Origin of the sequence: Acinetobacter sp. AS167, from assembly GCF_037152175.1 — a bacterium.
Classification (GTDB): domain Bacteria; phylum Pseudomonadota; class Gammaproteobacteria; order Pseudomonadales; family Moraxellaceae; genus Acinetobacter.
Genome location: NZ_JBBCMP010000002.1, coordinates 1 through 23,824, shown reverse-complemented (window position 1 = coordinate 23,824; position 23,824 = coordinate 1). Strand labels below are relative to the sequence as shown.

Here is a 23,824-nt window from a genome sequence, read left to right as displayed (position 1 = left end):
GAAAGTAACAAGGAAGGGAGCAATAGGCATGAAGCAAGAACACACACAAGTTGTGATTGTAGGTGGTGGCCCAAATGGAATTGCATTAGCACACTATATGGGAATGTATGGGGTTCAAGCCATTGTTTTAGAAAAAAATCTTGATATTTTGCCATACCCTCGTGCAGTGGGAATGGATGATGAGGCATTGCGTGTCTTGCAAACCATTGGTGTGGCTGATGAAGTTGTGAAAGACATGATCCACAATGTGCCATTGCGTTATTACAATGCGCGTGGAATTTGTTTTGCTGAAGTAAAACCATCTGTTGCCGACTATGGTTGGCCGATGCGTAATATCTTTATGCAACAACTTTTAGAAAAATCCATGCGGGAAATGTTGCAAAATTATTCGCAGATTGAATTACGTTCTGGGCATGAAATGCTTGATATCACTCAGAGCAATGAGTTGGCAAAGGTTGAAGTCAAAGATCCTGATGGGAAAACGTACCAAATCACAGCCAAATATATCATTGGTGCAGATGGTGGGCGTTCTTGTGTACGTAAGAACGCTGGGATTCAGCTTGAAGGCTTAACTCATCCACATAAATGGATTGTTGTGGATACTGCACATGATTCTCTAGATGCGCCGTATACAGCTTTACATGCTGACCCAAACCGTCCATTTGTTTGTATATATTTACCTTATCAGCAACGCCGTTGGGAGTTTATGTTGTTTGATGGTGAGGATGAAGAAAGCATGTGTAAGGAAGATAGCATTCGCCAACTGATCCGTAACCATATTGGTGATAGCGTTGATGAACTGGAAATCATTCGAATTCGTGCCTATACCCATAATTCACGGGTTGCCAACCGATTTATTGATGGACGGATCATCTTGATTGGAGATGCGGCACATATTACTCCACCTTGGGCGGGGCAAGGTCTAAATTCAGGTATTCGTGATGTTGGGAATGTTGCATGGAAATTGGCTGCAATATTAAAAGGTTATGCTTCAGAAAAAATTATGGACAGCTATGATGATGAGCGTCGTACGCATGCTACAGAATTAGTCGCCTTAGCTGACAATATGGGCATGGTATTGGGTTTGACCAATCCACTGATGGCTGGAGTGCGCGATTGGCTATTTCAAGCTTTTAATAATGTCGATGCCTTACGCAGCCATTTAGTTGAATTTAAATTTAAACCTAAACCCTTTATTCATAAGGGGTTGGTCTATCATCCACGTCCTCACATTAAAGAAAGTGATGTTGTTGGAAAAATATTTATTCAGCCTTACGTCGAAGATCTTCAAGCCAACAAGGTGAAATTTGATGAGATTCTTGGTCAATGGTATGCCGTAATTGCATTCCGAAAAGACCCACTTCAGCATTTATCCGAGCAGACTCGTGAATTTTGGCAAAGTCGGGAAACTCGTTTTATTCAGATCAATCGCGCTAAAAGTGGTCTAAATCGTAAGCAACCTTTAAATGCTTCTGAGCAGGTGATTTGTGTAGAGGATGTGGAGCGTAAACTAGAAGACTGGTTTGATCTTGCCCGTGATGAGGTGGTGATTGTACGTCCTGACCGTTTTATTGCAGCCACATGTGCTTTGGAAAAGCTTGAAGAAACATTGGAGAAATTGGCATGTCAGTTGATCAACTAACCGAATTACAACATCGCTTATTAGATGCTCGTATTGCGCGACATGTACTGGATGCCAATGAGTTTGACTTTATTGAACACGATCAGGCTTATCTCAGTCAGGCTAAAATAATCCAACACTATTGTCAGGAAACAGAAAGCAAACTCTCGGGCTGGAAAGTGGCACTTTCGGGTGCACCTGCTCAAGCAAAATATGCTTTGCAACATCCTGTTTATGGGCATCTTTGTGTAGATATGCAATTGGCAAATGGTAGTTGTATTGAGCTCAGCCAATTGTATCAACCTAAACTGGAAGTTGAATTGGCCTTTACTTTAAAAGAAGCCATTTCGAGCAGGGATTTAACAGATGCTGAATTGTTGGCGAAAGTAGGAAAAATTCGTCCAGCAATTGAAATTGCAGATACACGCTGGCAAAACTGGCATTTTAATCTAGATCAATTTTTGGTCGATAATGCGGCAGCGCAATTTTATCTACTTGGCAATGAGGTGGAGATATCTATAGAGGATTTAGATATCCACCGACTCATTGAGCATAGCAATATAGATGTAACAGTGACCACACAGCCACAAGATCAGCCAATTCGTAATTATCTATGGTTGGTACGGACTGTCATGGAGCAGGCTAAAAGTTTGCAAGCAGATGATGTGATTTTAACAGGTTCAATCATTCGGCCCATGGATTTAAAAGTGGGGGAATATCAATTTAAGGTACTTGGTCAAAACCTTTCACTACAAGTAATTTAAATCGACAAATACATTGCTAAATATGTGAAGCATTTGATGTTTCGCAAAAGATTTTAAAAATAGGAAAACAATAAAATGGCACAGCTTAATGATGTTGGTTTATTAAAGTCTCAAGCATTGATCAATGGGCAGTGGCGAGCTGCTTACTCTCAACAAACCTTCAATGTAACTAATCCTGCCACGGGTGAAATCATTACCAGCGTGCCAAAAATGGCGAAGCAAGAGGCTTTGGATGCAGTTGCAGCAGCTGAGCAAGCATTACCCTTATGGCGTAAGAAGAGTGCCAAAGAACGAAGTCTGATTTTACGCTCATGGTTTGATTTAATCATGCAGCATCAGGATGATCTTGCATATATTTTAACATTAGAGCAAGGGAAACCGTTCAGTGAGGCCAAGGGAGAAATTGCTTATGGTGCAGCTTACATTGAATGGTTTGCAGAAGAAGCCAAACGGATTTATGGCGACATTATTCCGTCAAATGCTACTGATCAAAAAATTTTAGTCAACAAACAACCCATCGGCGTTTGTGCTGCAATTACTCCATGGAATTTTCCCAATGCCATGATTACCCGTAAAGTTGCACCTGCATTGGCGGCAGGTTGTACCATCATTGTCCGTCCAGCCTCACAAACTCCATTATCTGCCTTTGCGATTGCAGAGTTGGCACAACGCGCAGGTATTCCAGCAGGTGTATTCAATGTCATCACAGGGAGTTCTAGCGAAATTGGTCAAGTATTGACTACTGATGAGCGTGTGCAGAAGTTTAGTTTTACGGGTTCAACTGAGGTGGGTAAAAAATTGATTGCACAGTGTGCATCAACAGTGAAAAAGGTATCGATGGAGTTGGGTGGGAATGCGCCTTTTATCGTATTTAATGATGCTGATCTCGATGCTGCTGTGAAAGGTGTGATTGCAAGTAAATTTCGTAATGCCGGACAAACTTGTGTATGTGCCAATCGTATTTATGTGCAATCAGCGATCTATGATTCATTTATTGAAAAATTATCGGTGGCGGTAAAACAGCTTAAAGTCGGCAATGGAATGGATGCTGGCGTAGATTTTGGACCCGTCATTGACAGTATGGCGATCCGTAAAGTGGCAGAACATATCGAAGATGCAGTAAGTAAAGGTGCCCAGATTGTATTGGGTGGAAACCCACATCCATGCGGAGAACTGTTCTTTGAACCAACTATTGTCAAAGATGTTACTGCTGAAATGAAAGTTGCTAAAGAAGAAACTTTTGGCCCTTTAGCACCTATATTCAAGTTTGAAACTGAAGACGAGGTCATTGGCTATGCCAACGATACTGAGTTTGGTTTAGCATCTTATTTTTATACGCGTGATTTAGCTAGAGCAATGCGTGTTTCTGATGCTCTTGCATATGGCATGGTGGCACTAAATACTGGAATATTGTCCAACGAAGTGGCGCCGTTTGGTGGGATAAAGCAATCTGGATTAGGACGTGAAGGATCTAAATATGGAGTAGAAGATTATTTGGAAATTAAATATGTATTGTTGGGTGGGTTAAGCACCTGATTAATGATGAGGATCAAGCAAATGAGTAATGAAATATTTGAAAAAGGACTGGCGATCCGTAAACAAGTACTCGGCGAAGAATATGTTAATCAATCTATGAAAAATGCTGATGATTTTAATTTGCCATTACTAGAATTAGCCACTGAGTATTGTTGGGGTGCAGTTTGGGGACGTGATGGATTGACTAAGCCTGAACGAAGTCTGATTAATCTGGCTATGATTTCAGCACTTAACCGCCCAAATGAGCTGAAACTACATGTGAAAGGTGCTTTACGTAATGGAGTTCCCAAAGAAAAAATCAGAGAAGTCCTGTTACAAGTCACAATTTATTGTGGAGTGCCTGCTGGTGTGGATAGTTTTCGTATTGCGAAAGAAGCGATTGCGGAATATGAAAGAGAAAATGGTTAGTGTTTATTTTGATCTATAAACGGCTTTGTTGCATAAAGAGCTGAGAGATAGAGTTCCCCTAATGGACTTAAATTTAGGATGCAACTTGGGTATGAGGTCGGCCTAATTCTGTAAATTTATTGAGTACGGCTACGCATGCATGAATCTCATTCACCTGACTAGGAAAGTTCCTTGCCGTTAATTTATCGCCTAATAATTTGATGCAATGCATCTTGGCCTTGACTAAACTGCGTCGATGGTACCCAGACCACTTTTTCCAAATTGATCTTCCTAAACGTTTGACTGTTTTCAATAATTCATTTCTTTCTAAAGATCATAGTTTTTTGTCACGCCATAGTTTTGCATTTTTTCTTGGCGGAATCACCGCATGTGCTTGACGATCTGAAATAAACTGTCGGCACCATTTCGTGTCATATGCTCCATCGGTATACACTGACTCTGTGTGTTCATCTTGTGGGATCTGATTCAATAAGTCGCTAAGCACTTGTGAATCACCACGTTATTTGTTGTTATCTGAACTGCGCGTATTTTTAGGCTTTAGCATCCATTGCAATATGTAATTTACGCCATGGTCTACGATATTCAGGCTAATGTTTCTTACATTTCCATTCCTCCTTCGCCTAAAAATTTCAAACCTGTAGAATCAACTAATAGGTGACGTCCATCACTGCTTTTTTGAGAGCCAATGGCAATATTAAGATATTTTGTCGCCTACAAATCGTCGTATAGTCTGGGGCGCAGTCAAACTCAAACCACAAAGTTTAATCAGACTTTGTACGAAGCCAGTGAGCATACGCAGAGATAAACGAAAGAGAGATTTAATCATTAAAGAGCACTGAATCGCTGTATCTGAGTAGATTTGATTTCTCCTTTGTTTGTCTTTTGACTCGGCATACGATTGAATTTTAGGATTAAACCATATCATGATGTTTCCACGATTGATTAAAGCTTGGTTATAAGAAGACCATTTCGTTGTACTATAGATTTTAGTTGCAAGCTATATTACTGAATAAGCCTTTAGAGATAGGTTTGTGCAACAAAGCCGTGGTAATTTAACAGGTTGGAGAGCGATAGATATTCCTATACAGGAAATAAAAGAGGTGCTGGCAGAGTTGTGTACAGAGTAACTGATAATGAAGTGCAAATTAGAGGTTTTGTGAAAGGTCATGATTATAATAACATTATTGAATAAGGTGGTTGATTTTTTGTCGTCTTTTAAAGATAGATTATATAATTGGAAAAGGGGGTATGGATTTATCCCCACATTATACTATGCTGATCCTAAAAGACAAATAGCATTGAAAGTCCTTCCTATATTACAAGCATATAGGAAGTTAATAGCAGATGGTCAAAATTATTCTTTACCAGAATGGGTTGTAAATAATGATAATGTTAAGAATTTTAGCGCAGCACAGTTAAATAAAATTTGGTTGGAATACTTAACAGAAATGATCCATGCATTTGAATTGATCTTAGCCGAAGATTATAAAGCGGAATATGAAGTTGAGATTGATAAGGGCTTAGCTTTATTTGCAACTTATTATCAGCATTTATGGGACTAATCTTTTTATAATTAATCATAGCTCTTATCATAATTGATCAGGGCTTTGTTGCACAAAGATTTAAAATTAAAGTTCACCTAAGTTATCTAAATTTAAGATACAACTCGGGTATCAGGTCTTCCTAAATCCGTGAATTTATTGAGTACAGCTACACGTGCATGAATCTCATTGATCTGGCTTTGAAAATGTCTTGCAGTCAGTTTATCCCCTAATAATTTGACGCAATGCATCTTGCTTTCAACCAAACTCCGGCGATGATAGCCAGACCAGTTTTTCCATTTAGTCCTGCCCAAATGTTTAACAGTTCGAAGCAGTTCATTGCGTTCTAGCGAGCTAGTCTTTGTATCTTTCCAAGGTTTAGCATTTTTCTGGGTGGGATTACTGCATGAGCTTGCCGATCGGAAATCACTTCTCGACATTGTTTCGTGTCATATGCTCCATCGGTATACACTGACTCTGTGTGTTCATCTTGTGGGATCTGATTCAATAAGTCGCTAAGCACTTGTGAATCACCACGTTATTTGTTGTTATCTGAACTGCGCGTATTTTTAGGCTTTAGCATCCATTGCAATATGTAATTTACGCCATGGTCTACGATATTCAGGCTAATGTTTCTTACATTTCCATTCCTCCTTCGCCTAAAAATTTCAAACCTGTAGAATCAACTAATAGGTGACGTCCATCACTGCTTTTTTGAGAGCCAATGGCAATATTAAGATATTTTGTCGCCTACAAATCGTCGTATAGTCTGGGGCGCAGTCAAACTCAAACCACAAAGTTTAATCAGACTTTGTACGAAGCCAGTGAGCATACGCAGAGATAAACGAAAGAGAGATTTAATCATTAAAGAGCACTGAATCGCTGTATCTGAGTAGATTTGATTTCTCCTTTGTTTGTCTTTTGACTCGGCATACGATTGAATTTTAGGATTAAACCATATCATGATGTTTCCACGATTGATTAAAGCTTGGTTATAAGAAGACCATTTCGTTGTACGATAGGTTTTAGGTGCAAGCTATATTACTGAATAAGCCTTTAGAGATAGGTTTGTGCAACAAAGCCTAAAGGAGATAAGTGTATAGATAGTGCACCGGTAATACTATTGTTTCATTTGGGAAAAGAGGATACTAAAACTAATGGCAAAGAAAATCAGAAATATTAACTTTAAAGTAAAAAAAAATGATGGTTTGTGTGGAGGGCTTTGTATGCAAATTATTCCTTCAAGTATTGAAAATAATAGGAGTTATTTAAATTCTATTGTGATTGGCGAAACTGCTTTTTCTTTAATCGAGAGGTTCTTTTTTGAAGACGAAGATAAATGGGCGCATTGGAGAGATATTTATCTTGATTCAAAAAAGGTAGAAGTGATAATTGGGAGATTAGAAGCTTATAGAATGTATTTGGATTCTAAAACAGTAATAAATGAAAATGATGATATTCGTTTAATTTTTAATGAAAGTAAGTTAAATTTTATTGAAAATTTTGAATTATATAAAAATTATGCTATTGAAATGATTGATCAAATTGTTAATTTTTTAAAAAAAATTTTAGAAAACAAAGTAGATGGAATAACTGTGATAGGCGTATGACTTTGTTGACTTCGAATAAAAATAAAGTTTCCCCTTCTTGAAGGCTTTGTTGCAATGGATTTTATATCAAAAAAATTCCGCTTGAACTTGAGGGAATGCTATATCCGGAATCATTACCAAAGCAGCATAATTCAACAGAGTATAATGACTACTCGTTTGTCAAAAACAAGACTGCTGGAAGGAACGATGCTGTAGCAGATATTTGTTAAATACATCTATAAACTTAAAATGTAAAAAATGAGAATTATAGTAATTTTATTAATATAATTCATGTATTTATGTTGGTTATCCTTATTTTTAATAGGTTGAATCCCAGACCATAATAATGACTAAAGGATATGGGGAAGTACTATTTTTTCCCATCAAAAAAAAACGCTTGAAAATTAATCTAAGTGGATTATTATATTTAATCTAAGTGGATTAAAAAACAATCCATTTAAATGATCAATTAAAATTAAAATGAAGTCGCCATCGTTCTAGGATCGAAGTACATGGTGTAAAGGAAAAGTAAGTTATGGAAAAAATGAATAAATTAAAAGTAGGGATACTGCTGACGACGGTTATGGGTTCAATCACTTTAAGTGCTTGTAACGACAATGATGATGAGGAATATCTAACCCAACCGCCTAAAGCAGAACTGACAGATTGTATGTGGCAAAATGCGGTTTCAAGTAAGGATGGAACCGGTGGTGCCAATCCTATGAATTATGCGCTTCCAGACTCCAATGTAAATTATTGGTCGAGTGAATTTACAGTGCCAGAAGGTGCAAAAGTTTTTATCGATGGTGATTATCCTTATGCCCGTCACACTTCTCTGGTTAGCTATACAGCTAAAGGAGAACGCGTTAACTCTTTGGTAGATGTCAATATTAAACCCAATCACGGTGTGACCAATCCCTTTATTGTGGGGAATAACCGCTTAAATAAAGAAAGAGGATTTAAAGCTGAGTTGGTCTTGGGGGATCTACCTGCATTGCCTCAAGAAAATACTTTATATGCACCTAAAACAGACAGTAATGAAGTGGCGTTAATCTATCGTGTTTATGTGCCGAATAAAGGCTTTAATGAGAAAGGAGGGGTTAATTTTCCTCGCTTTAAAGTGCAGTTAGCCAATGGTGAAATCAAAACAGGTGCAGAAGTTTGTACGGTCCTTAAAGTGAAAGAAAAAGCTTTGGATAATGTGCAAACGCCTTTGAACTTAATTTTAAGTTTGTATAATAAACAGCCTTACACGGGTTTCCCTGCGCAATTGACCCCAACATGGTATACCGCCTATAACGGGCCTGCGAATATTAGTTGTATTTATAAATATAACTTAGCTCAGTGTGAGGGATTTAAAACTGAACGTAAGCTGAATCAATGGGCTACACCAGATAATGAATATACCTTTTCTGTGATTAGCCGTAAGCTCGGTAAGGTGGTTGTGGTGAAAGGTAAACTGCCACAAATCGCAGCAACTTCTGGTAACGAAACCACTTTAGGGAAAGGTGATATTCGATATTGGTCAATTTGTAGCAATGAGCTGATCTCGACAGCAACTAACTTTTGTATCTATGATGAGCAAATAAAGCATACAGACAAAAATGGCTTTTATACTCTCGTTGTATCTCTACCAGAAGATCGACCAAAGAATGCAACAGAAGAATGTGGAATTGCGTACTTGCCTTTAAGTCCACGTGGTGATGGGTATACTGGTCCAGATGCGGTGGAAAAAGGGCATAACGATGTTGGTTTCCTGATCATGAGAAATTTATTACCGTATTCAAACTTTAGTCAAGCAATCCAGAACACCAAAGTTTGGGGAGATGAAAAGACAGTCATGGGTGATTATTTACCAGACTTGAACTACAGCTCTAAAGAGGAATTTGAAGCCAAAGGTTGTTCATAGTTCATCTGTCAAAAATAAGCCAGTCGATTGGACTGGTTTATTTTTTATCATTTTTGATATAAAAAGACCTCTCTTTTTATTTTTCTCTATGGAGTGTGATGAGTAATCAAACCAAAGAAAAGCTTATCGAGGCTGCGATTGTTCTCTTTTCACAGAACAATATTGAAACTTTGTCTGTACAGAAAATTAATGAAACTGCAAAAGTAGCAAATAAATCAGCTTTATATTACCACTTCAAATCTAAATGGGGATTGGTAGAAGCTGCGCTTGATCATGTCATGACACCTTATGTTACAGACAGCCTCGCGCTCTTAAATGCGATTCAACCTGAACATGTACAAGTTTCTGATGTTGTAGATGCCTTGATGAAACCGATGGTGAAGATTCTTTTACAGGAAAATGGGATTCATTATATAAAATTCTTTTCTAAGACGATTAGCGCAGGAGACGAAGGGCGGATCATTGTTGTAAAGACATTGGTACCTATTTCAGATAAAGCAGTCTCTTTATTACAACTGGCTTTACCAGATTCTGAACCTGACGCGATTGCATTAAAAGTACTTTTTACCTTCAATACGATACTCAATGTGGTCAGTGATATTGGTCTTGAACACTTTTGGCCGACCAAGGTAAAAGATCACAAACTGTTGGGTAAATACTTAAAAGACTATATTGAAGGTGGCATTCGATTCAAGGTAAATCAAAGTTATGATTGATCAATAAAATCACCAATTGAAAGCGGGGATGAATCAAATTGTAGAAGGAAGAGGATTTTATAGCGGGATATAAGACAGGGTTTAATGCCAGATGAAAATAATGCACAAATCATAAAACCCAAAAATATGGATGTTTTTAAAAGGAAAGACAATGAAAATTAAATTTTTGACGGTCTCATTGATGTTTATTTTACCATTTTCTGTTTTTGCAGCAAATGCAGCGGTAGAAAAAGCAGTCATTGAGTCAAATAATACCTATAAGAATAAATATAATTTAGATGATATGACTGAGTTTAATTATGCGCAAAAAGGCTTTATTGCCAAGCCGACGGGTCAAATTAAAAGTGAGAAAGGCAATGTTATCTGGGATTTTGATGCGTTTAATTTTTTAAACGATCAAGCTCCAAATACTGTTAATCCGAGTCTATGGCGACAAGCAAAGTTAAACAACAATGTCGGTCTTTTTAAAGTTACAGATCGAGTTTGGCAAATTCGTGGTTTCGATTTGGCAAATATGACTATTATACAGGGTGATACTGGCTGGATTATTGTTGATACATTAACTTCTAAAGAAACAGCTGAAGCTGCACTCAAATTTGCTAGACAGCATTTAGGTGAGCAAAAAATTTCAGCCATTATCTTTACCCATAGCCATATCGATCATTTTGGTGGGGCATTAGGTGTTATTTCTACCGAAGAAATTAACGCAAGAAAAACGCCAATTATAGCGCCACAAGGCTTTATGGAAGAAGCGACCAGTGAAAATGTGATGGCAGGTTCAGCCATGCTACGTCGTGCCAGTTACATGTATGGAACTTTTCTACCGAAGAATGCACAAGGGCTGGTAGATACAGGTTTAGGTAAGGCAGTTGCTGTTGGGAAAATGGGAATCCTTGAGCCTACACAACTGATTACTCAGGCGGAACAGAAAATGACCGTTGATGGTCTAGATTTTGTGTTTTATAACGTGCCGGGTTCAGAAGCGCCCGCAGAGTTAACCTTCTCTATCCCATCACTCAAACTTTATAATGGCGCGGAAATTCTTTCGCATACCATGCATAATCTTTATACCCTTCGAGGTGCTAAAGTACGAGATGCCTTAAAATGGGTGGGTTATTTAGATCAGGCAATGCAACATGCCAAAACATCGGATGTGTTGATTGCACAGCATCATTGGCCAGTATGGGGCAATGACAATATTCAAGATTTTATTAAAACGCAGCGAGATGTATATAAGTTTACCCATGACCAGACGGTGAGATATATGAACTCTGGTTTAAATGGCGCTGAAATTGCTGAGAAAATTCAGCTTCCAGCGGCACTTGATCAAAAACTATATGCTCATGGCTATTATGGAACCCTAAAGCATAATGTAAAAGCGGTATACCAATATTATATGGGATGGTTCGATGCCCATCCTTCCAATTTAGATCCATTGCCACCTAAAGCTGTTGCAAAAAAATATATTGAATTAGCAGGTGGGGAGAGCAAAGCGTTGAAAAATGCGCAAGATGCCTATGATCAAGCTGATTATAGATGGGCTGCTGAGATTTTAAAGCATATTGTGTTGAATAACCCTCAAAACCAACAAGCGAAAAACTTATTGGCAAATACTTATCGTCAATTGGGCTATGCTGCTGAGGCTTCAACTTGGCGTAATTTCTTTTTAGTCGGTGCTCAAGAGCTACAAAATAATCTACCTTTGCAAAATACATCTGATCCAAGTGACTTATTGATTCACACGCCAACAGAAAGATTTCTTGAAGCCATGGCAACCAATTTAGATGTAGAAAATTTAAAAAGTGAAAACCAGTGTCTCAATCTGGTTTTATCGGATACCAAAGAGCATTTTTCATTGTGGGTTGAAAACTCAGTCATGCAATTCAAGCGTTATGATGACAGTAGCGCTTTGGCATCGGATTGCCCAACATTAACTTTAACCAAACCTTTATATCTAAAAATGATTACAGGTCAAATAGAAGGGGTAAAAATCCTCCTTTCTAAAGACAGTAAAGTCAAAGGCAATCCACTGAAAATTGGAAAATTCTTTGCAATGTTTAAACGGCCAGATTCAATTTTCCCAATTGTGACTCGACCAAATGGCTAAAGTTACAAGGCTAGGCTCAAATAAATAGAGCCATAAGCTTAAATCAGTAGATCTAAATATAAATGGGGGAACTTATCAACTTAGTTCTCCCACTCTTATCGCAGGCAATAAAAGAAATCATTTCTTGTAACGGTATTCAAAATTAAAAGTAAACTATAATGATTTTAACCCTGTTGCTACTTTGTTAAATATTTTTTGAATTTTATAGCGTATTTTCTAGGGAGGAATTTTAATTGGCAACTTGTTTAAAAAAATGTTTATTTTTATATTAATTTACTCATAAATAATAGCTTTAAGCGATATTTTTAACTAAAAGGTAGATAAAATATTGTGAAATATTTTTTATTAAAAATAACATTTTATTAAAGATGACTTGATTGTGTCATTTTTTTAATATATTGAGTAAATATATAGGTCATGTTGATCGTATCAATATTCGATAGTTTAAGAGCTTAATCTTGATTTTATCAACCTTATATTTTTATATAGTCAGCATAATTAAGAAACTTATTTTGTAATACCTACGGCTTGATTTTCCTTTTTGAGAGCCTATATTTACATAATGCACTTGTTACGCTGTTGTAGGTGTTGGTGAGTTCGATTAGCTTGCACTTTGTAAATATCTAAAAATAGCTTAAAGCGCAGCCAAATAAGTATGACTGCGCTAGGTTTATTTATATAGACTGCGCTAGGTTTATTTATATAGCTTTCCACTGATCACGGACTTCTTCTGAGTTTTTATTCAGGATAACTTGATCACCCTTAACATCACTAATCCAAGACGTTGGAATTAAATGATGTTGACCATTCGGATCATCATCACGAGTTAATTTTAGCTGACTATCGCCTTCGAGATGATCAACTGTTCCAACTTGTGTGCCACAAGATGCAATAACATTCGCGTGCTTTTTAATATCTTGAATATTGAAAGTAGTCATTTCAGCCTCTTCTTTATTAAAAATAAAACGATTTAGAGTATTTAGATTACCGTGTATTTTAGATTTATTCTTTAATTTATAATAATAGTTACAGAACAGTCTTTTAAAATAACTTAACTCACGTTATTCAATAACAACGTCACAAAATGAAATGATATTTTATCTGCTTAATGTGAGTTGTTTGGCAATTTCCTGTTTTTTTACAAAACTTAAATTTAATATATTAATTTTAAACGATAGATTAAATTTTAAAGCTTATGAAAAACTAAATTAAAATGAATCTTCAAATCCAAATAAATAAGTCCATGAAACAGGTATTAGCAGATTTTGATTCGGCAACTTTCGAATATAAAAATCAGCAGCGTATATCTGTATTTCGCCAATTAACCCTTTTATCTGAGAATTTACCCTTTCCCGCACAAGGGCAAACCTATGCACGTTGGCAGTGTTTTGCTGAAATAGCGGGAATTGATCTAAGTTTGGCAAAACTATTTGAATCACATTGTGATGCACTTAGTATCTTGTACGAATTAGGCGATTCGACAAACATACGTTCTTCAGAGATATGGGCTGTATGGGCTGCTGAAGGCGGTCCAGCGCCTCTACAGGTGGCAAATAACCATTGTACTGGAACTAAGTTATGGTGTTCTGGGGCTGCCTTTGTACAACGAGCATTAATGAGTTATAAGAATGAACAAGGTCAATCTCAGTTGTGCATGGTTCAATTAGATCAGCCTAATATTTCTATAGATTTTAGTCAGTGGCAAGCAGTGGGTATGCAACATACCCAAACAGCGAAAGTTCATTTTCACAACTGCTTAATTCGGCTTATCGGGCAACCTGATCAATATTTACAACGTCCAGGTTTCTGGCATGGTGCAGCAGGCATAGCAGCGTGTTGGTATGGAGCTGCTGCACGTTTGATGCATTTTTTACAACAGAGTTGTCAAGATAGTCCAAATTCATTTAAGTCTATGTATATGGGTGAGCTGGCTCAGCAGTTGGCAGTGACAAAAGCATTTTTTCAATATACAGCCAAACTTATAGACACACAGCCTCATGAGAATCATGAACGTGTGATTCGAATTTTGCGTGCGCAAACTGAGCAATGCTGTCAAGCTGTCATGGATTTGGCTGGTAAAGCTTTAGGGGCAAGACCATATTGTGAAGAGTGTGTTTTTGCTCAATTAATGGCTGATCTACCTGTATTTATTCGGCAAAGCCATGCCGCATTTGATGATGTGCAAATTGCTGAACGATGTTTACAGGAGCATATGTCATGGGAACTTTAAGACATCCTCTCGTTGAAGATCGGATGATTCAGGGTGAGGGCACTCAAAAGAGTCAATGGTTACAGGCATTTGAAAAACAGCCGTTGCCACCACTCGATCTTGAGCAATTTCGTTCCAAAAGGGTGGTGATAATATCACCGCATCCTGATGATGAGATACTGGGTTGTGCTGGCTTAATGCAACAGCTTATGCAATTAGATTGCAACATTGTTGTATTGGCAGTTACAAATGGTACCCAGAGCCATCCACAATCGAAAAAATACACACCCGAACAGTTAAATCAATTGCGTCCACTAGAAAGTTTGGCTGCCCTAGAGTGTTTAGCGATTGCTAAACATACCCAACGTATCGGATTGAATTTGACTGATGGACAAGTTCATTTACAAATCAATCAACTTTGGTCTGGATTAGATCAGACCATTCACCCAGAAGATTTTTTAATTTGCACCTATAAATACGATGGTCATCCAGATCATGAAGCAGTAGGTAAGACCGTTCAGTCATTCGCAAAAGTACACCAATTGCCCTGTTTGCAAGTTCTGATCTGGGCTTGGCATTGGGCAATTCCTCAGGATCCCCGAATCCCATGGCATCAAGCCTACGCTTATTGCTTGACTGATGAGCAAATTAGCCAAAAACGTCAAGCCATTTTACAGTTCAATTCTCAAACCCAAGCAGATGAGAGTACGGGACAGAATGCTGTTCTATCGCCAGCAATCATTGAGCGTCTGCTCATGCCTTATGAGGTCTATCTCTGTGAATGACTATATCGATGTATTTGAAGAATTGTATTCAAAAAGTGAGGATCCATGGGGGTATGATCACCGTTGGTATGAATCTAGAAAAAAGCAAATTTGTCTGTCGTTATTGACGCGACCACACTACATAAATCTTTTAGAAATAGGTTGTTCTAATGGCCATCTAAGCGAACATTTGGCACAGCGCGCTGATCGAGTCTTATCAATAGATGCTTCCGAAAATGCTATTCAATTGGCTTCCAAACGTTTGCACGGCTATAAACATGTTAAGGTAGAACAGAGAAGAATACCCAACGCTTATCCTTCTGGACATTTTGATCTCATTGTAATGAGTGAGGTCGCATATTATTTGACCTCACAAGAATTACATCAATTAATTGATCATTTAACGCATAGTTTAACGCCACATGGAGAAATTCTGTGCTGCCATTGGCGCCATGAGATAGAAGGTTTTGAGCTAGATGCGCAACGGGTTCATGAAAGCTTGAGGAATCAATTGCCATTTCATCATTATTTAACGCTGAGTGATCCCGATTTTATCATCGATCTTTGGACAGTTGGCGCTTCTTCACTGGCACAACAGGAGGGAAGTATTTGAAAATAGGTATCGTTATTCCGGCCCATAATGAAGAACAGTACTTATCGGCATGCTTGCAAGCTGTTCAAAAAGCAATTGAACAAATTAAGCACCATCAAGTTGAAGTTTTAGTGGTATTAGATCAGTGTAATGATCAATCCTTAAATATCGTAAAAAACAATCATATACGTTGGCTTACATGTAGCTATCAATGCGTAGGGCAAGCACGTGATTTAGGAATTCGGCATTTAATCGCGCAGGGTGCGACTTGGATTGCATGCACAGATGCGGACAGTTGTGTAGATTTAGATTGGTTATATGCTCAAATACAGCATCAACCCACTGATGTCATTTGCGGCGTGGTGCAGCTTGATGATTTTAGCCATTTGTCCCTAAATGCTCAGCAAAACTATTTGATCCATTACAAAGATCGTATGAACCATCAGCATATTCATGGAGCTAATTTAAGCTTTAGTGCGCAAGTATATCTACAAGTGGGTGGTTTTGAAGCGATTTGCTGCCATGAAGATGTTGGATTGGTACAAAAATTTATTCAACACGGATATCAAATTACTTGGACTAATCAAGTACGCGTGAGTACAAGTAGCCGTTTGGATGCACGTGCGCCAGAGGGCTTATCTTATTTTCTCAGTCGGTTGGAAAATGCTGAGCTATAAATAATCATGGATGAACCTATCTTTCTTAACAGTCATCATAAAGATATAAAACGTAAAGCGTTCAACTCAATATAAGATTTAAAATAGTTTATGCTTTGGCAACTGGAGATAGGATAATTCAACCCCATGTTTGCGAATTACTATAAAGTTAATTAAATCTAAAAATAAAAAAACGATATATATTAGTTATATAGATTTAAGTGGGAACTGCATTGTCTATGTTACAAATTTCTAGAGAAAACTCAAAAATAAACAATGACAGCATTTAAAATCTGAGTATAATTTCGCCAAATACCCCTTGTTCATTTGTCAGTTTTACATGGCAAAAGACAAGGGGTTTTTCTATGGATTGTGGTTTTGTAAGGAAATGCCTAAATTTTTTGTGAGTGGCATCGTAAATGTTCATTTTTAAAACAGCTGTATGGGATCGTACGAACCCCATCCATAGTCAAATTTTAGCAACTCAGCTTAGTTTTTTTAGCTTGGGTTTTGCGACAGCAGCATGGGCGCCATTAATTCCATTTGCCCAGCAACGCTTGTATCTGAATCATGCAGATTTTGGTTTACTTCTGCTTTGCGCAGGTATTGGCTCATTTTTATCTATGCCTGCCACGGGTGCTTTAATCCAAAAGTTGGGGTGTAAGTCAATTATTGGTTTTACGCTATTGGCTATGCTATGTATTTTGCCCTTTCTAAGTATATGCAATACTGCTTTATCTATGGCCATTTTATTGTTTGTGTTTGGCACGATGGTAGGAAGCTTGGGCGTTGCTATTAATATGCAAGCAGTCATTGTTGAGAAAAATAGCCTAAGCAATAGAATGTCCAGTTTTCACGGCATGTGTAGTTTAGGGGGCTTAATGGGTGTGGCATTGGTCAGCATCTTATTGGCTTTAGGTGTTACACCATTACTTGCCGCACTGAGTATCAGTTGTATATTGTTAAGCATTGCATTTTTTGCCATACCGCTATGTTTGACTCGAATAGAGAACATAGAGCAAGGCACAGTAGTAGAAAATAAGCCAGAAAAATTAAAGTTAAAAGAATTGATGCATCCCACTTTACTTCTGATCGGTTTGGTATGTTTTATCAGTTTTTTATCTGAAGGGGCAGCAATGGACTGGAGTGGGATATATCTGGTAAAGCAATACCACTTAGATCCTACTTACGCTGGTTTTGCCTATACTTTTTTTGCAATCGCTATGACAGTAGGGCGGTTTTCAGGCAGTGCTTTGTTACGATGGTTTGGTGCCAAGCAGGTAGTATTGTATGGCGCCATTTTGGCTGCTTTGGGCTTAATGATTATCGTATTTGCTCCTCACTGGTCGGTAGTATTGTTAGGATATTGCTGTTTAGGTTTGGGGAGTTCTAACATTGTACCAGTGATGTTTTCTCGGGTAGGAGAGCAAAATTTAATTCCCAAAGCAGCTGCATTATCATTGGTTTCAACAATTGCTTATAGTGGGGCTTTACTTGGCCCTGCACTGGTAGGCTTTTTAAGTGAAGTGATTGGATTAGGCTCGGTATTTATTATCATTGCACTGCTGTTGGCAATGATTGGCATCGTCAACAGATACACCCAGATACAAGCAAAATAGAATCACACGGGGTTACAGCAATTTGCTGTAACCCTTGCTGGGCAGATTAAAATTGAAAGCAGCACATTCAAGTGAATAGGAGCAAACTAGACCTTAAATATTGAAGCCCGAGATGAAATCCCTGCCTTGTGCATATAAATTGGTTCATCTATGGGTTGCTGTAAGTCATGTAAAAATGCATTACGCCAGTCATTGATATCAAACTGCTCGATGCCCAGCATCAGTTGTTGATAACGTTCAATACGTTCTTCTTTCGACATAAACAAAGCAGTTTCAAGGGATTTAACCATCTGCTTTTCATTATTTGGATCGACCAGCACCGCTTCGGTCATTTGCTCTGCTGCACCTGCATATTTAGAGAGAATCAACACCCCAGGGTTATCAGGATCCTGTGCTGCAATATATTCTTTGGCAACTAAATTCATCCCATCTTTTAACGAACTAACCCAGCAAATGTCGGCATACTGATAAATCTGCATTAATTCATCATGCTCTACCACGTCCTGAGTGCAGTTAATGGGCGTCCAGTCAGCAGTAGCGTAGTCTTGATTGATTTGCTTAATTTTGTCCATGAAAGATAGATAAAAATCTTGATATGTCGTAATGTCCATGCGAGATGGGCCCGCAACCTGTAAATCCACAATATGCTGATGATACTCAGGATGCTGTTGTAAAAAGCATTCAAAAGCTCCAAAACGCTCAAGTAAACCTTTTGAGTAATCAATACGGTCAACACCGATAATAGTTTTATACAAAGGATTATCTTCAAAATCGAATATCGATTTCATGGTTTGATTCTGACGTTGTGCTGCCTGTTGTATCACTTCAGGATTAATACCAATAGGGTAGCATTTAATGCGGGTTTGTTGATCAGGTTGAATCAAAAGATCATCTTGTACGCGGCTAAATTTCAAACTATTTTGGCAAAGCTGCATACATTTTTGTTGGTCTAATTGAGTCTGTAAGCCTAATACATCATATTGAGTTAAATCTTGCAGTAAGGTGCGAGCCTCCGGTAATTTTTCCCATATTGAAGCACTGGCAAATGGGATATGTAAGAAAAAACCGATACGATTACGCATTCCAAGTTTTCGACAATAATGCGCTATACTGAAAAAATGATAGTCATGTACCCAAATTAAATCATCAGGTTGAGCAATCTCATACAGCTTTTCGGCAAAAAATTGGTTAACTTGTTGATATGAAGCATATTCTTCGGATTTAAACTCAATTAAATCGGCACGCTCATGCATAGCAGGCCATAAGGTGTTATTGGCAAAGCCACAGTAATATTGTTGGTATTGACTCTGCTGTAGTGGGCAGGTAATAAATTCAATATTATCTTGCTGTATATGTTCAAACTTTACCGACTTATGATTGTCAATTTGTTGACCATTCCACCCCAACCATATTCCACCAATATCATGTAGTGCATCTTGCACAGCCACTGCTAGACCACCTGCTGAGTTATTCGAGGGATCGGGTAAGCTGACACGATTTGATAAAACAATTAATCTAGACATGAGTATTCTCCAAGCGTTTTACCGAAGATTTAATCTTTTCTTGTTGGATATGTTGAGCAAATAATTCGAGAAAATCGGTCACAGCCATTGTATTTTCTAATCTAAATCTAGCTTGGGTATCGCCTGCACCAACCTTGATACTGATACCACCAACCTGATTAATGACTTCAAAACCTGCTTCATCAGTAAAATCGTCGCCAATAAATAATGCAATACTATTTTCTAGTTTACATTGTTGGATTATTCTGTGAATTGCATTTCCTTTATTGGCCTGTGTAGGAATTAATTCAAATACGTACTTACCCTGAATAATTTTAAAATTTAAATTTTTCGCTTGCACTTGTTCTAAAAAATGCAACGCTTGGTTTTTATATTGAGGGTGTTCTCTATAATGTAGCGCAATAGAATAAGGTTTATGTTCTATTCGAATATGGGGTTGAGATAAGCAAAGTTGATTAATCTCATGTTTAATTTGAATTAAATCTTCTGGATTATAATGAGTATGGGGCATAGAAATATGCGTATCGATATTTTTTAATTGCATTTCCAGACCATGGGTTCCTGCAATATTTAAGGCTAGATTTGGGAAAAAGGTTTTTGCTTGATCTAAAGGTCTACCCGTAACAATACTGATAATTATAGAATTGTTGACAAGTTTTTGAATAATATTAAAATTTCTTTGATTCAAAGTTGTTTGGCTTGGATCTGAAGTGAAATCAGCCAGTGTGCCATCAATATCTAAAAATAAACTGTAGTTCGGATGCGTTAGATCATTTTTCTCATGATGTATATTTTGGATGAGTGCTTTGGGTGAAATAATCCTCGCTTTTTTTAATGCTAAAGAATCATTCATTCTTTTACCTTTAAATAATTTAATTAATTTATTATTACTTTAATTATTGCTTTTAAGGTGATTATTTATGTTATATAGACAAAAAACATACAGAGATTACAAATATATATTTTGTTAAATTATTTCAAGATATTAAAGATATCGTTATTTATAAGTAAAATATGAATAGAATTAATGAGTTTGTCTTTATGTTAGTAAATATTTATTTTAATTTGAGTTGTAATTATTTATTTGTACATTGGATTACTTTAAGCTGAAATTTTCAATGATTTAGATTTTTTATCTCATTTAAATTGGTTTGTCTCATTTAAATAGTTTAAAGATGATGCCAGATTATTTTATGCTTTTGATGCTTATACGGCTAGATTAGCATTTATCAATCTGGTTATTATCCGGAAATAACCAGTTTTTTTAAGGTGAATGAATATTATACTTCTTTTGTAAGTCATTTTTTAAAACGATAGAACAATTTTAAATTCCTCCCTGATCCTAGTCCCCCCAAAGAGAGATGGAACTTTCAGTACCTATATGATTCACTCAACATGATGAGTTATGAAGCAACTCTATGGAGAGATTGAATAAACGCCTCAGGAAGTCAAAAACTGTCTAAGCTGGCTTTGATATTCTGTCGGATATGCTCAATCTAAAATCAATCGTCTGTATATCTTCATGATGTTAAAGTGATTAGAGAAATGAGCTTGGCTTCAATTGTGAATTGGGAAGGGCTCATTTATAATTAAATTCTTATGTGTAGAAAATAGAGAAGTATGTCATCACAATCTCAAGTCGCTTCTACTCAGGTGACAAAAAGGCAAACCAAGCCAGCAGAAGTCCGAATTGATGAGCTGATGAATGCTGCACAAACGCTTTTTTTAGAAAAAGGGGTGGAAGCAACCACGATTAGCGAAATTATCGCCAGCGTGGGTGTGGCTAAAGGCACGTTCTATCATTATTTTGAATCAAAACAGCATATTGTTGAAGCATTAAAAAAACGTTATATCGATTTTTTTATTGAGGCTCTAGATACAGCAGTTGCAAAATGTGATGCAGAAGATTGGGTCAGTCAATTTAAAGTTTGGGTCGCTGCAAATATTCACACCTATCTCAACAGTTATCCTATACATGATATTGTTTTTGGCGCACATCATCATGAGCGTCAAAATAAAGAAAAAAATATGATAGTTGAACAATTACTGCATATCTTAAAGGGTGGTCAGAAAGCAGGCATTTGGCATTTAGAACAGCCAAAATTAACCGCTTTGTTGATTTATTCGGGGGTGCATGGGGTAACGGATGAAGCAATTGCCAATCAACTGCAAGATAGTACAGATTTCTCGCGACAAATTGCGATGCAATATTTAAAAATGCTAGGTCATGATGAGTGATCTTTCTATATTTATTTCAGCTTATATTTTAGATAAAAAATGATTATGTGATCTAAGAGCAAGTCATTTAGTTATATCTCGTTGGTGATCTTCAAAAAGATAGTTGAGTCATGTCTACCAAAATGAGGTGTTTATTTTTCGGTGCTTTTCAATTGACTGACGGTCGGTCAGTATATAGTATAATGATTCTCATTTATCTGTCTTAGGTGATGTATGAACGCATCTCGCCAACCGATTTATCTCATTTTAGCGCTCTATATCAGCACATTTCTTTGTTTGGTGGATTTAAGTAGTGTCAATCTGGCACTTGGAAGCATTCAAAAAGAATTTGATAGCGATATGGCTGATCTACAGTGGGTAATTGATAGTTATGCTTTAAGCCTATCGAGTTTGATGTTAGCAGTGGGGGCATTAAGCCAGCGTTTAGGGCGTAAAAAATTATGGCTGTTGGGTGTCATCATTTTTATAGTGGGTTCAATGATTTGTGCAATGGCAAGCAATTTTAGTTTGTTGATCATTGGCCGTATGATTCAAGGGGTGGCTGGCGCAGTTTTAATCCCTCTGGCTTTGGCGATTTTGGTACATCATTTTCATCAACCACAAGACAAAGCACGTGAAATTGGTCGCTGGAGTTCTTTTAGTGCTTTTTCATTGATTGTTGGCCCGCTAATCGGTGGTTTGATGGTGCATCATTTTGGTTGGCAAAGCATATTCTGGCTTAACCTTCCAGTTGGGGTTGTGACGATTTACTTGGGATATAAGGGAATTGACCCAGACCAGAAATCTCAATCTCTACCGTTTGATTATCTTGGTTTGTTATATAGCGCTGTTGCCATTGTCACATTAACCTATAGTATTATTGCCCTACAACACGACTATTTAAAGCATTGGTTGATGCTGAGTATTGTTTTGTTTGGTGTGGCGAGTATGGCATTTGCATGGCAGCAAAAACATACAGTTCATCCCTTGATCCCCAATCATTTATTTAAGAACAAACATTTTTTAGCTTATAACGCAATTTCATTTATCTTGGGTTTTGCAGGATATAGTTCGTTATTTATATTTGCTTTATTTTATCAAAATCAGATCGAGTTGAGTGCAGCACAGACTGGCTGGTTGATTGCACCACAGTTTTTAACTCAAGCATTTGTTTCAATAGCCTTTGCCAAATTACATCAACGATTTACAGTGGCAAGCTTATTGATACTGGGCTTGGCAATTGCAGGCGTTGCGTTGTTGGCCATGATGAGTTTTCAACTCGATTCATCTTTGCTGCTATTTGTCTTATGTGGTGGACTGATGGGAATCGGGATGGGACTGATCGTGCCAGGTTCAAGTACATTGATTATGGGAAGTGTGCAAGTTCAAGATGCAAATTTTGCGGCAGCAATCTTAAATACCCTACGCCAACTTGGAATGACACTCGGAATTGCAGTATTGGGTACGACGATGACTTTTATGACGGCTTTTTCTCAACAGCAAGGCAATAGCCTAGAATCTGCTGAACTGATGGCTTTTCATGTTACTGTTATGTTGATGGGGGGACTATTTCTATTGTCTATTTTGGTTATGCTGTATAGCCAAAAACAAGCGAAATAGTTGATATAGTTAACCTGTCAAAAAACTCATACACAAGAATATAATTTCTCCTAATTAATATTCTTTAATTCAATCATTTGCTTTATGAAAGATCTATTGTTTACACCAATGAGCTAAAACTTTGCAACCTAGGTTGGGCAGTGTAAGTACCTTTTCTTCATTGAATCCTAGATGGTGTAGCTATCGCATGGCGACATGGATGTCGCTGTTGGGCGGGGGTATATGAGCAAAAATAAAGCACTGCTTTGTTTGCAGCGCAAGAGCCCTGTTAAACGGAAGATTTTTGTCATCTTGTATCTTGTTCTTTGTAGTGATTAGCTATCACTACACGTAAATTGTAGAGTTTGGTTTGTCATCAAAACTTCGAGTTTCCTGAAAAGATTAAACCTACAATTTACACCTAACCACTGACATAAATCTGGACGGTAACTAA

General features: G+C 37.4%; 19 protein-coding genes and 2 pseudogenes. 16 read left to right on the top strand and 5 right to left on the bottom strand.

Features of this window, described 5'->3' with window-relative positions:
• Window positions 1-28 precede the first annotated feature (28 nt).
• From WFN33_RS03525 to WFN33_RS03510, 4 genes are all read left to right on the top strand, one after another.
• Window positions 29-1,642, top strand: a complete 1,614-nt coding sequence (locus tag WFN33_RS03525; protein ID WP_336951520.1) for a bifunctional 3-(3-hydroxy-phenyl)propionate/3-hydroxycinnamic acid hydroxylase — start codon at window positions 29-31, stop codon at window positions 1,640-1,642.
• Window positions 1,624-2,385 carry a 2-keto-4-pentenoate hydratase gene (locus WFN33_RS03520; protein ID WP_336951518.1) on the top strand — a complete coding sequence of 254 codons (762 nt, stop codon included), beginning with the start codon at window positions 1,624-1,626 and terminating at the stop codon, window positions 2,383-2,385. Before WFN33_RS03525 ends, WFN33_RS03520 begins: the two co-directional genes overlap by 19 nt.
• Before the next feature lie 75 nt (window positions 2,386-2,460).
• Window positions 2,461-3,921, top strand: a complete 1,461-nt coding sequence (locus WFN33_RS03515) for an NAD-dependent succinate-semialdehyde dehydrogenase (protein ID WP_336951516.1) — start codon at window positions 2,461-2,463, stop codon at window positions 3,919-3,921.
• A 21-nt stretch (window positions 3,922-3,942) separates the two neighbouring features.
• A complete protein-coding gene (locus WFN33_RS03510) occupies window positions 3,943-4,329 on the top strand; it encodes a carboxymuconolactone decarboxylase family protein (protein WP_336951515.1) in 387 nt (128 codons plus the stop codon).
• A 73-nt stretch (window positions 4,330-4,402) separates the two neighbouring features.
• Here the strand turns inward: WFN33_RS03510 and WFN33_RS03505 are convergent.
• A pseudogene (locus tag WFN33_RS03505) lies at window positions 4,403-5,314 on the bottom strand (IS5 family transposase).
• Between the two features lie 181 nt (window positions 5,315-5,495).
• Here WFN33_RS03505 and WFN33_RS03500 point away from each other — a divergent pair.
• Window positions 5,496-5,891 (top strand): hypothetical protein, encoded by a 396-nt coding sequence (locus WFN33_RS03500; RefSeq protein WP_336951513.1) that lies wholly within the window; start codon window positions 5,496-5,498, stop codon window positions 5,889-5,891.
• Window positions 5,892-5,983: 92 nt separating this feature from the next.
• On the opposite strand, the pseudogene WFN33_RS03495 reads toward WFN33_RS03500, so the two are convergent.
• A pseudogene (locus tag WFN33_RS03495) lies at window positions 5,984-6,900 on the bottom strand (IS5 family transposase); the annotation flags it as partial.
• Window positions 6,901-7,027: 127 nt separating this feature from the next.
• On the opposite strand from WFN33_RS03495, the gene WFN33_RS03490 reads away from it, so the two are divergent.
• The 4 genes from WFN33_RS03490 (at window position 7,028) to WFN33_RS03475 (ending at window position 12,191) form a co-directional block, all read left to right on the top strand.
• Entirely contained in the window at window positions 7,028-7,480 is a 453-nt protein-coding gene (locus WFN33_RS03490; RefSeq protein ID WP_336951511.1) for a hypothetical protein, read from the top strand.
• 514 nt (window positions 7,481-7,994) lie between these two features.
• Window positions 7,995-9,368, top strand: coding sequence for a hypothetical protein (locus WFN33_RS03485; protein ID WP_336951509.1), 1,374 nt, complete (start codon window positions 7,995-7,997; stop codon window positions 9,366-9,368).
• Window positions 9,369-9,466: 98 nt separating this feature from the next.
• A complete protein-coding gene (locus WFN33_RS03480) occupies window positions 9,467-10,084 on the top strand; it encodes a TetR/AcrR family transcriptional regulator (RefSeq protein WP_336951507.1) in 618 nt (205 codons plus the stop codon).
• 151 nt (window positions 10,085-10,235) lie between these two features.
• Window positions 10,236-12,191: an alkyl/aryl-sulfatase gene (locus WFN33_RS03475; RefSeq protein ID WP_336951505.1), complete on the top strand. Its 1,956-nt coding sequence runs from the start codon at window positions 10,236-10,238 to the stop codon at window positions 12,189-12,191.
• Window positions 12,192-12,889: 698 nt separating this feature from the next.
• Here the strand turns inward: WFN33_RS03475 and WFN33_RS03470 are convergent.
• The gene (locus WFN33_RS03470; protein ID WP_336951503.1) at window positions 12,890-13,129 is read right to left on the bottom strand and encodes a DUF2171 domain-containing protein; all 240 of its coding nucleotides are present in this window, start codon (window positions 13,127-13,129) and stop codon (window positions 12,890-12,892) included.
• A gap of 275 nt (window positions 13,130-13,404) precedes the next feature.
• Between WFN33_RS03470 and WFN33_RS03465 the strand changes: the two genes are divergently transcribed.
• From WFN33_RS03465 to WFN33_RS03445, 5 genes are all read left to right on the top strand, one after another.
• Window positions 13,405-14,421, top strand: a complete 1,017-nt coding sequence (locus tag WFN33_RS03465) for an acyl-CoA dehydrogenase (RefSeq protein ID WP_336951501.1) — start codon at window positions 13,405-13,407, stop codon at window positions 14,419-14,421.
• Window positions 14,409-15,185 carry a PIG-L deacetylase family protein gene (locus WFN33_RS03460; protein ID WP_336951499.1) on the top strand — a complete coding sequence of 259 codons (777 nt, stop codon included), beginning with the start codon at window positions 14,409-14,411 and terminating at the stop codon, window positions 15,183-15,185. Before WFN33_RS03465 ends, WFN33_RS03460 begins: the two co-directional genes overlap by 13 nt.
• Window positions 15,178-15,777, top strand: coding sequence for a class I SAM-dependent methyltransferase (locus WFN33_RS03455; RefSeq protein ID WP_336951497.1), 600 nt, complete (start codon window positions 15,178-15,180; stop codon window positions 15,775-15,777). Before WFN33_RS03460 ends, WFN33_RS03455 begins: the two co-directional genes overlap by 8 nt.
• Window positions 15,774-16,433: a glycosyltransferase gene (locus WFN33_RS03450; protein ID WP_336951495.1), complete on the top strand. Its 660-nt coding sequence runs from the start codon at window positions 15,774-15,776 to the stop codon at window positions 16,431-16,433. Before WFN33_RS03455 ends, WFN33_RS03450 begins: the two co-directional genes overlap by 4 nt.
• Window positions 16,434-16,831: 398 nt before the next feature.
• Window positions 16,832-18,031 (top strand): MFS transporter, encoded by a 1,200-nt coding sequence (locus tag WFN33_RS03445; RefSeq protein WP_336951493.1) that lies wholly within the window; start codon window positions 16,832-16,834, stop codon window positions 18,029-18,031.
• An 86-nt stretch (window positions 18,032-18,117) separates the two neighbouring features.
• On the opposite strand, the gene WFN33_RS03440 is transcribed toward WFN33_RS03445, so the two are convergent.
• Window positions 18,118-19,554, bottom strand: a complete 1,437-nt coding sequence (locus tag WFN33_RS03440) for an alpha,alpha-trehalose-phosphate synthase (UDP-forming) (protein ID WP_336951491.1) — start codon at window positions 19,552-19,554, stop codon at window positions 18,118-18,120.
• A complete protein-coding gene (gene otsB / locus WFN33_RS03435) occupies window positions 19,547-20,407 on the bottom strand; it encodes a trehalose-phosphatase (RefSeq protein ID WP_336951489.1) in 861 nt (286 codons plus the stop codon). Before otsB ends, WFN33_RS03440 begins: the two co-directional genes overlap by 8 nt.
• A 767-nt stretch (window positions 20,408-21,174) precedes the next feature.
• Between otsB and WFN33_RS03430 the strand changes: the two genes are divergently transcribed.
• Together WFN33_RS03430 and WFN33_RS03425 are read left to right on the top strand one after the other, a co-directional pair.
• Window positions 21,175-21,792, top strand: coding sequence for a TetR/AcrR family transcriptional regulator (locus tag WFN33_RS03430; RefSeq protein WP_336951487.1), 618 nt, complete (start codon window positions 21,175-21,177; stop codon window positions 21,790-21,792).
• 213 nt (window positions 21,793-22,005) lie between these two features.
• Window positions 22,006-23,391: an MFS transporter gene (locus WFN33_RS03425; RefSeq protein WP_336951485.1), complete on the top strand. Its 1,386-nt coding sequence runs from the start codon at window positions 22,006-22,008 to the stop codon at window positions 23,389-23,391.
• Window positions 23,392-23,824 lie beyond the last annotated feature (433 nt).